Annotated in this window: 9 protein-coding genes, 1 tRNA gene and 1 other RNA gene; 4 read left to right on the plus strand and 7 right to left on the minus strand. The window is 71.2% G+C overall.

Annotated features, from left to right (window positions below):
* Positions 1 to 8: 8 nt before the first annotated feature.
* The 3 genes from JAN01S_RS06620 to JAN01S_RS06630 all read right to left on the minus strand — a co-directional run bounded on the left by JAN01S_RS06620 (position 9) and on the right by JAN01S_RS06630 (position 1,789).
* On the minus strand, positions 9 to 1,391 hold the full coding sequence (locus JAN01S_RS06620) for a hypothetical protein (protein WP_068315527.1): 1,383 nt from the start codon (positions 1,389 to 1,391) through the stop codon (positions 9 to 11).
* Between the two features lie 116 nt (positions 1,392 to 1,507).
* An RNA gene (ffs, locus tag JAN01S_RS06625) (signal recognition particle sRNA small type) lies at positions 1,508 to 1,604 on the minus strand.
* Between the two features lie 97 nt (positions 1,605 to 1,701).
* Positions 1,702 to 1,789, minus strand: a tRNA-Ser gene (locus JAN01S_RS06630).
* Positions 1,790 to 1,872: 83 nt separating this feature from the next.
* On the opposite strand from JAN01S_RS06630, the gene JAN01S_RS06635 reads away from it, so the two are divergent.
* The 3 genes from JAN01S_RS06635 to JAN01S_RS06645 all read left to right on the plus strand — a co-directional run bounded on the left by JAN01S_RS06635 (position 1,873) and on the right by JAN01S_RS06645 (position 5,178).
* The gene (locus JAN01S_RS06635) at positions 1,873 to 2,331 is read left to right on the plus strand and encodes a DUF3817 domain-containing protein (protein ID WP_068315530.1); all 459 of its coding nucleotides are present in this window, start codon (positions 1,873 to 1,875) and stop codon (positions 2,329 to 2,331) included.
* Between the two features lie 94 nt (positions 2,332 to 2,425).
* Positions 2,426 to 3,790 carry a non-ribosomal peptide synthetase gene (locus tag JAN01S_RS06640; RefSeq protein ID WP_068315532.1) on the plus strand — a complete coding sequence of 455 codons (1,365 nt, stop codon included), beginning with the start codon at positions 2,426 to 2,428 and terminating at the stop codon, positions 3,788 to 3,790.
* 5 nt (positions 3,791 to 3,795) lie between these two features.
* Positions 3,796 to 5,178: a condensation domain-containing protein gene (locus JAN01S_RS06645; RefSeq protein WP_169797177.1), complete on the plus strand. Its 1,383-nt coding sequence runs from the start codon at positions 3,796 to 3,798 to the stop codon at positions 5,176 to 5,178.
* A 3-nt stretch (positions 5,179 to 5,181) separates the two neighbouring features.
* Here the strand turns inward: JAN01S_RS06645 and lhgD are convergent, their stop codons facing one another.
* From lhgD to JAN01S_RS06665, 4 genes are all read right to left on the minus strand, one after another.
* A complete protein-coding gene (gene lhgD, locus JAN01S_RS06650; protein WP_068315538.1) occupies positions 5,182 to 6,387 on the minus strand; it encodes an L-2-hydroxyglutarate dehydrogenase in 1,206 nt (401 codons plus the stop codon).
* On the minus strand, positions 6,387 to 8,261 hold the full coding sequence (locus JAN01S_RS06655; protein WP_068315541.1) for a WXG100 family type VII secretion target: 1,875 nt from the start codon (positions 8,259 to 8,261) through the stop codon (positions 6,387 to 6,389). Before JAN01S_RS06655 ends, lhgD begins: the two co-directional genes overlap by 1 nt.
* Positions 8,262 to 8,330: 69 nt before the next feature.
* A complete protein-coding gene (locus JAN01S_RS06660; protein ID WP_068315543.1) occupies positions 8,331 to 10,205 on the minus strand; it encodes a hypothetical protein in 1,875 nt (624 codons plus the stop codon).
* Positions 10,206 to 10,318: 113 nt separating this feature from the next.
* Positions 10,319 to 11,869, minus strand: coding sequence for a helicase HerA-like domain-containing protein (locus JAN01S_RS06665; RefSeq protein WP_068315546.1), 1,551 nt, complete (start codon positions 11,867 to 11,869; stop codon positions 10,319 to 10,321).
* 51 nt (positions 11,870 to 11,920) lie between these two features.
* On the opposite strand from JAN01S_RS06665, the gene JAN01S_RS06670 reads away from it, so the two are divergent.
* Positions 11,921 to 12,220 (plus strand): type II toxin-antitoxin system VapB family antitoxin, encoded by a 300-nt coding sequence (locus tag JAN01S_RS06670; RefSeq protein ID WP_068315549.1) that lies wholly within the window; start codon positions 11,921 to 11,923, stop codon positions 12,218 to 12,220.
* Position 12,221: the final 1 nt, after the last annotated feature.

Genomic DNA, 12,221 nt, shown 5'->3' on the forward strand with positions numbered 1-12,221 from the left:
TCGTCAGGTCACCTGCGGGGACCCTCGTCCCCGCGGATGTCCTCGACCTTACCGCGCAGCTTGTCGATGAGACCCGGCTTGGCGTGGTCGCCGCCGGGCCGCTCCTCGGCGTCGAGGTGCGAGGGTCCGCGCGTGTCCTCCGGACCGGTGGACGAAGGGAGGTCACCCTCCGTCCTCATGTCGGGACGGGTGGGGTCGGAGGACTCCCAACCGTCAGCGGTCCCGGGCGCGGGCTCGGCTCCCGCGGGGGGCACCGTCCCCGGCTCGTGACGTACGTCGGATCGCGAGGGGTCCGAGGACTCCCACCCGTCGGCGGTCCGTGGGGCCGACTCGGCGTCGACCGGCGCAGCCCCGTGCTGGGTGTGACCGGGCTCGGCGGAGGCCACCCCGACACCGGGCTGGTCGACCTCGGGGTCTCGCGCGCCCGCTCCCCCGGTCACGGCCGGGTCCTGGGTCTCCCAGCCGCGCGTCGGGTCGTTCGCCCCCTCCACGGGGGGCGAACCCGGCGTGGCCGGGCTGGCCGGAGCGTCGGCGTAGGAGTCCTCTGACTCGATGACGCCGTCGCGGAAGCCGTCACGGTTGTCGTCACGGAACCCACCAGCATCCCGCGACTCGTCACGGAACCCACCAGCATCCCGCGTCTCATCACGGAACCCACCGGCATGGCCCGACTCGTCCCGGAACCCACCGGCTTGACCCGGCTGGTCCGGCAGACCGGCGTCACGCGTGTCGTGCCCAACGCCATCCCGCTCGTCACCGAAGGCGGTCGCACCTGCGGCGGCACCCCCGGCGCCCACGGCGGCGCCACCGGCCACGGCCGTCCCCGTGCCGACCCCACCGTCGCGCCGGTCGTCGTGGCGCACGTCGTCCTGGCGCACGTCGTCCGGTCGCACGTCACGACGGGTCGTGTCGTCCACGGAGCCCCGCTCGTCGACGTCGTCGATCCGTCGGCCCTGGTCGTCGACGTCAGTGATCCGGCGACCTTCGTCATCGGTGCGCACGTCCGGGTCCTTGGCGTCGGCCTCCCGGAGCTTCTCCTCGTAGGCGCGCTGGTCGTCGGCAGCAACCTGGGAGCGCGCCTGCGCCTCCTGCTGCATCCGCTCCGCCTCGACGCGACGCTGCTCGGCCTCGGCGGCCTGACGATCAGCGTGCGCCGCCTGGCGCTCCGCCTCTGCCTGTGCGGCGCGGGCGTCCGCGTCGGTCGCGGCCGCTGCGGCCTGGCTCTCGCGGGTCTGCCGCTCTCGCTCGGCGGCCTCCATGCGCAGCTGCTCGGCCTCTGCGCGCTCGCGCTCGATGCGCTTGGCCTTCGACCCGCGTGACAGGGCCACGATCAGTCCGATGACGACGAGCAGCAGCACGACGCCGATGATGATCCAGATCCACGTGTCCATGAGTCCCCTCCTCGGGGTGGGCTGCGGCCGCGGTCGCGACCGCTTGGTCACCAACCTAGAGGGATCTGCGCCGCACGCCACTCGAGAGACCGCCGCGTGTTTCGCCCGGGTCCGGACACGAGGACACCCCGCGTACCTGGAAGAGCTCACCTACCCTTGCTGCATTCCTGCCCTGGGGGAGTTCGGCGAGGTACCACCACGCGGGGTGCCGATCGCAGAGTCTACGTCGCCGTCGGTCCGGGATCCAACGCGCCCCGGGAGCGGCATGACGCAGGCCCGCCCCGCGCAGTGCGGACGGGCCTGTGGGTCGTGGCGGAGGATAGGGGATTCGAACCCCTGAGAGCTTTCACTCAACGCGCTTTCCAAGCGCGCGCACTAGGCCACTATGCGAATCCTCCGCGGGAGAGATTACCCGAGCGGTTCGCCACCTCGAAATCGGGTCGATTTCACCCCTTCGTCACCCGTCGGTGACCATGGGCCCATGACCCTGCCGTCCCCCCGCCGTCTCTACACCTTCGTCGCGACCGCCGAGGCCGTGACCTGGACCCTCCTGCTCATCGGGATGTTCCTCAAGTACGTCACGGAGACCACCGAGCTCGGGGTCCGCATCGGCGGGATGCTGCACGGCATCGTCTTCATCGCCTACGTCCTCGTGACCGTGATCGTGTGGATCGACGGTCGTTGGAGCACCAAGCACGGAGTCATCGCCCTGCTCTCCGCGATCCCGCCGCTCGTCACGCTGTGGACCGAGCGCTGGCTCGACCGCGGCGGTCACCTCTCGAGCACGTGGCGACTGCAGGCGAAGGGAGAGGCCGTCACCCCCTTCGAACGGATCGTCTCCGGCGGGCTCCGCCGCCCGCTCGCCGCCGCCGGGGCGCTCGTCGTCGCGGTCGTCGTCCTCACCGGCGTCGCCCTCGTCGCAGGACCCCCCACCGGCTGAGCGACCCAGATCACAGCGGATCGGGTCGCGGGGCGAACTCGAGACTGCCACAGTGGTTTTCGGTCTGAACCACCCTGCGACCGAAGGTCCGCCCTTGATCCCCTCAGCCCTGACCCCGGGCCGCCTGTGCGGTGGTGACGTCACCCGCTGGGAGATCGCAGCAGCGAGCCTCGCCGCGTGGGACGACGCCCCTCTCGACCCCCGTCCACCCAGCCACGACCAGCACGGGCGACTGCACGAGGACCCCGACGGCACCGCGGACCACTCCGCGTGGATCGGCTTCTCCGTCCTGCTGCCCGGCGCAACCTGCGAGACCGTGCAGCGGACGCTCACCGCGTGGATCCGTCAGCACGAGTCGCTGCGCAGCAACCTGCGTCTCACCGAGGGCCGGCCGCAGCGCCGCACGCTGGCGCCCGACGACCTCGCGCTCACGCCACGACCGCTCGGACCGCACGACCCGGACGAGCTGTGCGAGCTGCTCCGGCGCGAGTTCCACGCGAGCTGCCGCCCGACCCGCCGACCGGCGTGCGCCTTAGTCTCCGTCGCGACCGACCAGGGGCACGTCCTGCACGCCGCCTTCGACCACGTGACCTTCGACGGGTTGTCCGCCTACGGGGCGGTGGGCCACGTGGCCGGACTCCACACGGCGATCGTCAACGACGTCCACGAGCAGCACCACTCCCCCAGCTACGTCGACGTCGCCGAGCAGGAGGTCGCCGTCGGCGCGAGCACGACCACCGAGGATCCTCGCCTGGCACCGTGGCGCTCCTTCCTCGCCGAAGGGCGCATCCCGCCCGCTCCCGCGGCATCGGGCATCGACCCCGCCGGCCGCTACGACCACCGCTTGGTCCGCCACGACATCTGCGACGGAGACCGGGCCGCCCGGCTCGCCCTGGGCTACGCGGCCGAGGGCTTCCCCACCGGCATGTTGTGGACCGCCATCCTCATGCAGGCGATCGGCGAGCGGTCGCACGCACTCATGTCCACCCACGGTCGGCCGTCCCCGTTGTGGATGGACTCCGTCGGCTGGTTCGCCGGGGTGGCCCCGCTGTCGATGTCCCTGCCCGCCGGAGCGACCACGCGCGACTGGGTCATCGAGGGCGTGCGCGCCTGGCGGGAGAGCGCGCCGGCGGCAGCGCTGCCCCTCGGCCTCGTCTCGCAACTGCTCGACGTGCCCATGCACCCGCAGATCGTCCTGTCGATCATCGACGGCTCGCGCATCGACGGCCACGAGTGGTGGCGTCCCCTCGGCTCGGCCATCCACCTCGGCGACGTGCCCCCGAGCAGCCAGTGCCACATGTGGCTGACCATCCTGCCCGAGGGCGTCTCCCTGGCGACGCGCCTGCCCCTCGCCGACGGCAGCGAGGCATGGCTCGACGGCGTGGCCGAGCGCTTCGCCCGCATCGTCGAGACCGAGACCTCCCGCCCCTACGTCCCCCACCCGGAGGCCCTCCCATGATGACGATGAGCCGCATCACCGACCGGACGACCATCGACGGCACCTACCTCGCCTTCACACCGACGACCTCGATGGAGTCGGCCATGGCGAGCGCGGTGCCGGGCGACCGGCAGCCCTCCTTCATGCAGGCGGCCCACCTCGACCTGCGCACCGAGACGAGCGAGACCGGTGAGCAGGACGACATCTGGCTCGGCTTCACCTACCGGGTGCCCGGCCGCTTCGACGCCGAGGCGATGGCCCGCGCCATCACCCGCTGGGTGCAGCGTCACGGCGTCATGCGCGGTTGGTTCGTCGCCGACGCTGACCGTCCCACCGGGTGGACGCGCGTCGACCTCGCGCCCGCCGACATCGCGTTCACCCCACGCGAAGGGGGACCCGTCACCGCCGACGAGGTCAACGAGCGCGTCAGCGACGACTTCCGCGCGGGGTGCAATCCCCTCGGGCGCATCGGCTACTCCTTCCGCGCGGTCGCGGGCGAGGACGAGACGATCTTCTACATCGGGCTCGACCACAGCTACACGGACGGCTTCTCCTTCTTCCTCGTCTACTACGAGCTCGACGCGCTCTACACCGAGGAGGTCGGGGGTGCCGCGACCGAGTTGCCGCCGGTCGGTGACTTCATGGACTTCGCGCAGGTCGAGCGGGAGCGGGTCGCCGACGTCGACATCAACCACCCGTCCCTGCCCGGCTGGGCCGACTTCTGGTTTGCGGGCGACCAGGAGCTCGGCCGCTTCCCTCTCCCCCTGGGCACGGTCGTCGACGAGCCGGTCGAGCTGGAGCACCAGCAACAGCTCCTGCTGACCGGGGACGAAGCAGCCGCGCTGGACGCGGCCGCCGAGCGACTCGGCACGCGCACGACTCAGCTGGTCTACGCCGCCGTCGGTCTCGCCGGCCGCGAACTCGGTCAGGCGCAGTCCCTGCGGTTCCTCAACCCGGTGCACACGCGCGACGCCCCCGAGTGGCTGCTGGCCGCCGGCTGGTTCATCAACGTCATGCCCGTGCACATCGACGTCTCGGACGGTGACCTCGTGGAGGTCGCCGGCCGCGTGCGACAGGCCTTCCGCACCGCGCGGACCGCCTCCGAGCTGCCGGCGATGAAGATCTACGACGTCGTCGAGCAGGCTCTCGGGGTCAAGCTGTCGCAGGTCGGCGAGCGATTCATGCTCTCGTACATGGACCTGCGCCACCTGCCTGGAGCGACGACGTGGGGTGAGGCTGACGCGGTGCTCGTCTCGCGCGGCGGCCGGGACACCAACGCCACCTCGTGGATCATGCGTGAGGACACCGGCATGTACGTCGAGACCATCCTCCCCGGCACCGCCGAGGCGCTGGCCGCCGCGCCGCGGCTCTACGGGCGCACCGCAGAGATCCTGCGCGGCGTCCTCTGAGGGTCAGCGACCGAGTCGTGCGACGACCTCCTCGGCGATCGCGAGGCTCGACGTCGCCGCCGGTGACGGCGCATTGCGCACAGCGGTCACCGGTCCGACCTGCTCGATGACGAAGTCGTCGACGAGCGACCCGTCACGCCCCACCGCCTGGGCTCGCACACCCGCGCCACCGGGCACGAGGTCGGCGTCGCGCAGCTCCGGGACGTAGCGGCGGGCGGCGGCCGCGAATCGCCGCGCGGAGACCGAGCCGAGGACCTCGACCGCGCCGGTGCGCCAGTGGCGCGCGGCCACCGGCCGCATGCCGGGCCACGTCAGCGTCTCGAGGAGGTCGGGCACGGCAATATCCCGCAGTCGGTAGCCCTCGCGGGCCGTGGCGAGGACCGCGTTGGGCCCGACGTCGACGCTCCCGTCGACCCGGCGGGTCAGGTGCACCCCGAGGAAGGGCAGCGCCGGGTCCGGCACCGGGTAGACGAGGCCGCGCACGAGGTCGCGCCGCTCAGGGGCGAGCAGGTGGTACTCGCCGCGGAAGGGCACGATCCGCGGGTCCGGGTCGCCACCGGCCATCCGGGCCAGCCGGTCGACGTGGAGTCCGCCGCACAGGAGGAGGCGGTCCGCGGCGAGGCGGGTGCGCTCCCCCGCGTGCTCGACGAGCACCTCCACACCGGAGCGAAGGGGGCGGATGGCGACCACCTCGTGGCCCAGGAGGATCCTCCCTTCGCCCGTGGTCACGTCGTCGGCGATCGCCCGGGCGACGGCCGGGAAGTCGGTGATCGCCGTCGTCGGAGAGTGCAGTGCAGCGCGGCCGCGCACGTGCGTCTCGAGGTCACGCAACCCGTCGGGACCGAGGCGGACCACGCCCGGGACCCCGTTGGCCACGGCCCGCCGCTGCACCTCCTCGAGCCGCGCCTCGTCGTCTCGGTCGACGGCCACCACGACCTTGCCGACCTCGTCGTAGGTGATGCCGCGCTCCTGTGTGTACTCACGCAGCAGCCCGACCCCGCGACGGCACAGGCGCGCCTTGAGCGAGCCGGGTGGGTAGTAGACGCCCGCGTGGACGACCCCGGAGTTGTGGCTGGTCTGGTGGGCGCCGACCTGCGCCTCCTTGTCGAGCACCACGACCTCGGCGTCGGGCCGGGTGCGCTGCAGCTCGCGGGCGACCGCGAGCCCGACGATGCCGGCGCCGACGACGAGGGTGCGCGGGTGGGGCATCAGCCCGACGACCGCTGGCTCGTGATCTCGCCGACGGGCCTCACGCGCTCACGGTCGTTGTAGGTGTAGTAGTCGGTGGCCAGCTCCTGCTGGTAGACCAAGGGGTCCTTCGCCATCATGCCGCGCAGGATCTCTTGGTCGCTCTGCGCGCCGAGGATCAGCTGGGTCGCGCTGTCGGCGCCGCCCAGCTCGAAGACGGCGTCGGGGTTGTCCTCGCAGTGCCGCAGCACGTCCGTGGCACTGACGCTCCCGTCCGCGGGTATCGGGAAGTCCGGATAGTCCTGCGGATTGGCGTTGATCATGTTGGCCTGGGTCACCGCCGCCTGCGACCTCATCGCGGTCAGGTCGTCGTGGGTGAGGGTGAGCACGACGTTCTGCTCCGTCGTCGGGCTGACATCCCGGTCGAGGTAGATGCGGTTGTAGTTGCCCGCGGTGGCCGGGTCGACCCCTTCCATGCGCATGTAGTAGGTGTTGTCCTCGACGATCATGTTGCCGTCCGGGTCGAAGGTCGCCACGCCACCCACCTGGGTGCCGGCGGACTGACCGCTCCACTCCAGCGTGGTGGACCCGTCGGCGTGGGTGCGTTGCACTCCCCCGACCTCCCAGCTCGAGAGGGTGCCGCCCATCGTGATGTCGCCCAGTGTGCCGGAGGCGCCGAGGGACCGGGACGCGTTGAGTACGGTGACGTCAGCGACGTCGACGACCCCCGCGCTGTCGGCCGCCGGTATCGAGCCGTCCTCAAGGATCCCTCGGTAGGCCTCCTGCCCCGCAGGGGTGGACAGGTCCAGCGTCACCTCCTTGGCCGTGCCCGTCGTGACGCCGCTGGACGCGGTCACCTGGGCGTTGGCCTCCGTGCTGCCGACTCCCAGCGACATGGAGGCACGACTGAACTCGCTGTCCCCGACGAGCACGGTGACCTCGTCACCGTCGCCCTTCGACACCTCGACGAAGGCCCCGGAGCCGGACTCGATCCCGGCGCTGGCCAGGAGCCCGCGGAAGCGCACGTCCGCCTGGAGGGCCACGAAGTAGTCCTCGTTGAGCCGCACGCTCGTGCCGGGTGGCCACGACGCGGGGTCCGTCGGGTCGATGGTGGCCGGGTCCACACCGACCGGGGCAGTGACCGAGTAGCTGACCTCCGTGCCACCGGTCCCGCTGAAGCCGCCTCCTGTCGTCTTGCCTCCGGCGTCGCCGACCAGACCCGCCTCGACCCTCACGGTCAGCGTCGAGGTCTGCACGCTGCGTCCCTCGGAGTCGACGAACTCCGGGGAGGTCTCCACGGTCTCCGTGCCGGTCATCCGGACCTTCAGCCCCGGCTTGTCACTCCCTGGTGTGTCCGTGTTCGTGGTGAATCCGGGCTGGATGTTGCGTCCTCGATCGACCTGCGACCCCTCACCGATGGCTTGTGGAGGCTCCTCCTTCCCCCCACCCGCCTCCCGGGTGAAGGCGTTCGTCAGCGGCACACCGCCCTCCCCCCGGAGCGGGTTCCCTGCACCACCGAGGAGCGGGTTGCCTCCGGTCGGCGCGCCACCCTGCGCGCGCAGACCGGCGAACGGGTTGGCTCCGCCGCCTCCCGGCCCACCGGGTCCTCCTGCGCCACCGCTCTCACCGGACCCGGCCTCCTGCTGGTCCGCCTGCCCACGCAGCTCCTCCGCCCAGGCCACGAGCGTCGCGCCCGTGCCGGCGATGGTGGGTCGCAGGCCCTCGACCTGCGTGAGTAGGTGCTCGGCATCAGGCCCGCCCCAGGCCTCCTGCAGCATGGCCGCGAGCGGCACCAGCTCGTCGCCGATCTCCTGCACCCGCTGGCCTTGGCCGCGCATCGTCGTCGCGATGTCCCGCAGCCGTGCGGCGTCCGCCCCGTGGGTGACACCCGTCATCGTTCACTCCCCTGGTCCTTGCATTGGTCGATCATCGTGTCAGGCACTCGCGCCGTGAACGAGGGGACCTCAGTCCGTCCCCGTGCTCGTGACCTTGCCCCGGTGCCCGCGGTAGTTGTCCTGGTGCACGGAGTACTCCCGGGCCAGCTCGTTCTGGAACTCCACCGGGCCCTCGGCGCTCATGGCACGCAGGATCTCCGAGTCGTCCTGGGACGCGAGCAGATCGGTCGAGGCAGTGTCGATCCCGTCCAGTCCGCGAGCACGATCAGGGTGGCCGTCGACGTACTCGAGCACGTCGTCGGCCGTCCACTGCCGACCGTCGTCGATGTCGGTGCCCCGGTACCACTCCGGCTCGTTGTTGATCCTCGCGGCTGCGCTCTCGGCGGCCGTGTACCTCATGGCCTGCAGGTCGTTGGGGGTCAAGGAGATGGCGACGTTCTGGCTCTGCGACGGCCGTACGCCCGAGCCCTGGTGCTGGTTGTATTCGTGGGCGACGTCGGCGTCGACGTCCCGCTGACGCAGGTAGTAGGTGCTCTTGTCGCGGTCGACGTTGCCGTCGGGGTCGATGTGGGTACTGCCACCGACCTGCGTGCTGCCGTCCTTGCCCGACCACTCGACCGTCTCGCTGCCGTCGGCATGCTGCTTGGACAGTCCGCCGGCATTCCAGTTCGAGTCGGAGCTGCCGAAGGTCTTGTCCCAGAGGGAGACGGACGCGCCCGTGCTCCTCGATCCGGAGAACGCCTCGACGTCAGCGACGTCGACGACCCCGGGGGCGTCGGCCTGTGGCGCCTTGCCGAGCAGGACGAACCGGTTGTAGGCGTCCTGCCCCTCCTGCGTCGACAGGTCGAAGGTGACCTCCTTGGCGCGTCCCTGCGTGAAGTCGGAGTCGGCGGACAGCCGGGCGCTGACGTCGTCGGTGCCGAGCCCCAGCGAGCTCTTCGCCTTGTCGAAGTCGTCATCGCCCACGACCACCGTCACCTCGTCACCCTCACCGCGGGAGACCTCGACGTAGTGCTCCGTGCCGGACTCCGTGCCCATGTCGGCGGACAACAACTTGTAACTGGCACCGAGGCCGTTGCCCGTGTACCAGGAGCTGCCCAGCCGCGCGGACGTGCCCTCGGGCATGTTCGTCGGGTCCAGCGGGTTGACCGAGGCGGCGTCGGTCCCGTCCGGGCCCGTGACCGCCCAACTGCTCTCAGTGCCGGCGAAGGCCTTGCCGTCCACACCGATCCGGCCGACCTTGGCGCTCCCTTCGGCACTCAACTCGGTCGTCCCCGTCACGGTCGTCGTCTGCAGACCGCGACCCTGGGCGTCGACGCCCGCATCACTCGTCGAGCCCGTCGTCGTGTGACTCAGCTTGATGTTGTTGCCCGTCGAGTCCGTGTGCGAGGAGCTGCCCGTCCTCTTCTCGTCTCCGCCCGGCTTGCCGTCGATGACGTTGCGGGGCTTGACGTCGGGCGTCGGGTCGTTGCCGAACCGCGGACGGTCGATGGCCGCGGCCAAGGGATTGCGCATCCCCGTGTCGCCCCCGCCGCCATCCTTGGTCACCCCTCCGACGATGTCCTTGATGTGGTCCATGGCCTCCTGCCGGGTCGGTCCAGCAGGATTCGCCGCCCGCCCGTGGCTGTTGCCGCCTCCGCCACCGGCGCCCGAACCACCGGAGGCACCCGCACCACCCGACGCGTCGGTCTGCTCGTCAGCCTGGGCACGCAGCTCCTCCGCCCAGGCGATGACGGTCGCACCCGCGCTCGCGACGCTCGGGCGCAGCCCGTCGACGTCGGCGATCAGGGCTGCGGCATCCGGGCCGCCCCACGACTCCTCGAGGACCTGCGCGATGGGGCCGATCCGGTCGCCGATCTCCTTGACGCGCTGGCCGTGGCCGCGCAAGGCGTCCGCGACCTCACGCAGTCGCTCGGCGTCCGCCCCGTGGGTCACACCGGTCATCGTTCGCTCTCTCCCCCGATCGCGTGCAGTGTGCACAGATCCTGTCAGGTGCACACCGCCACCTCAACGGGGAGCACTCCCCGTTGAGGTGGGTCGATGGCGCTGAGCGGGCGTCAGCGGCGGCGGCGCGAGGTACCGAAGAGCGAGCGCGTGATCTCGCGGCCGATGACCGTGCCCGCCGACCGCAGCGCGGAACGGAAGGCGGACGAGCCCACGACCTTTTCGACCATGCCCGGCTCCTCCTTGGGTGCCTTCGACGGCGAAGGGGGCGTATCCCCCTTCGTCTCGACCGACGCCTCGTCGGCGGTCGGCGCCGCCTCGAGGCGGGCCGCGAGCTTTTCGTACGCGGACTCCCGGTCGAGGGCCTCGGAGTACTTCGGGGCGAGCGGGGAGCCGGCGACGGTCTGCTCGAGCAGCTCCTTGGTCGAGGGCGACATCAGCGACTGCGGCGCCCGCATCATCGTGTGTGCGACCGGCGTGGGCGTCCCCTTCTCCGACAGCACGGTGACGACGGCCTCGCCGGTGCCGAGCTGGGTGAGCAGCTCCGCGAGGTCGTAGTCGGTGTGCGGGTACGTCGAGACCGCGGCCTTGATCGCCTTGGAGTCCTCGGGGGTGAAGGCGCGCAGCTGGTGCTGCACCCGGTTGCCGAGCTGCGCCAGCACGTCGCCGGGCACGTCCTTGGGGCTCTGCGTCACGAAGAAGACACCGACGCCCTTCGAGCGGATGAGGCGCACGGTCTGCTCGATCGAGTCCTGGAAGGCCTTGCTCGCCTCGTCGAAGAGCAGGTGCGCCTCGTCGAAGAAGAAGACGAGCTTCGGCTTGTCGACGTCACCGACCTCGGGCAGGTCGTGGAAGAGGTCGGCGAGCAGCCACATGAGGAAGGTCGAGAACAGCTGCGGGCGCTGCTGGACGGCCGGCAGCTCGAGGCAGGTGACGATGCCGCGACCGTCGTCGGTCATGCGCAGCAGGTCGGCGGTGTCGAACTCCGGCTCCCCGAAGAAGACGTCGGCGCCCTGGTCCTCGAAGGCGATGAGCTCACGCAGGATGACTCCCGCGGTGGAGCTCGACAGCCCACCGAGCGCCTTGAGCTCGGCCTTGCCCTCGTCGGAGACGAGGTGCTGGATGACCGCGCGCAGGTCCTTGAGGTCGAGCAGCGCCAGACCGTTCTTGTCCGCGAAGTGGAAGATCAGGCCCAGGCTGGACTCCTGGGTGTCGTTGAGCCCGAGGACCTTGCTCAGCAGCGTCGGGCCGAAGCTCGTGATCGTCGTGCGGATCGGCACGCCGATGCCCTGGCCGCCGAGGGTGAGGAACTCGGTCGGGAAGGCGGTCGCCTGCCAGTCCTGCCCGATCGCCGACGTCCGGGAGGTGAGCTTGTCGCCCCCTTCGCCCGGGGTCGCGATGCCCGAGAGGTCGCCCTTGATGTCCGCGAGGAAGACGGGCACGCCGGCCGCCGAGAGCTGCTCGGCCATCAGCTGCAGGCTCTTGGTCTTGCCCGTGCCGGTCGCACCGGCGACCAGGCCGTGCTTGGTCAGGCTCGCCAGCGGCACGCGCACGGGCACGTCCGCATGCGTCGCGCCGTCGAGCACGGTGGCGCCGAGGTCGATCGCGGGTGACGCGAAGTCGTAGCCCGCGCGGATGGAGTCCAGGTGTGAAGAGTCGGTCACGGAGCCGAGACTAGTGCGACGTGCGGCGAGGACCCCTCTTATCGTGGCTGCGTGATCTTCCAGGCCGTCGGTGACACCCGCCCGTACCCCGACCACGGGCGGACGACCCCGCGCGACTGGGCGGACGTGCCGCCACGACCAGTCCGGCTGGAGCAGCTGACGACGACCAAGAGCTCCCTCAACCTGCACGACCTGCTCGCCGAGGACTCGACGTTCTACGGCGACCTCTTCCCCCACGTCGTCCTCTGGCGCGGACGCCACTACCTCGAGGACGGGCTGCACCGAGCGCTGCGCGCCGCCCTCCACCAGCGCTCGGCCCTGCACGCGCGCGTGCTCGAGGTGGAGGGCTGAC

The sequence above is a fragment of the Janibacter anophelis NBRC 107843 genome (assembly GCF_001570945.1).
Lineage (GTDB): Bacteria > Actinomycetota > Actinomycetes > Actinomycetales > Dermatophilaceae > Janibacter > Janibacter anophelis.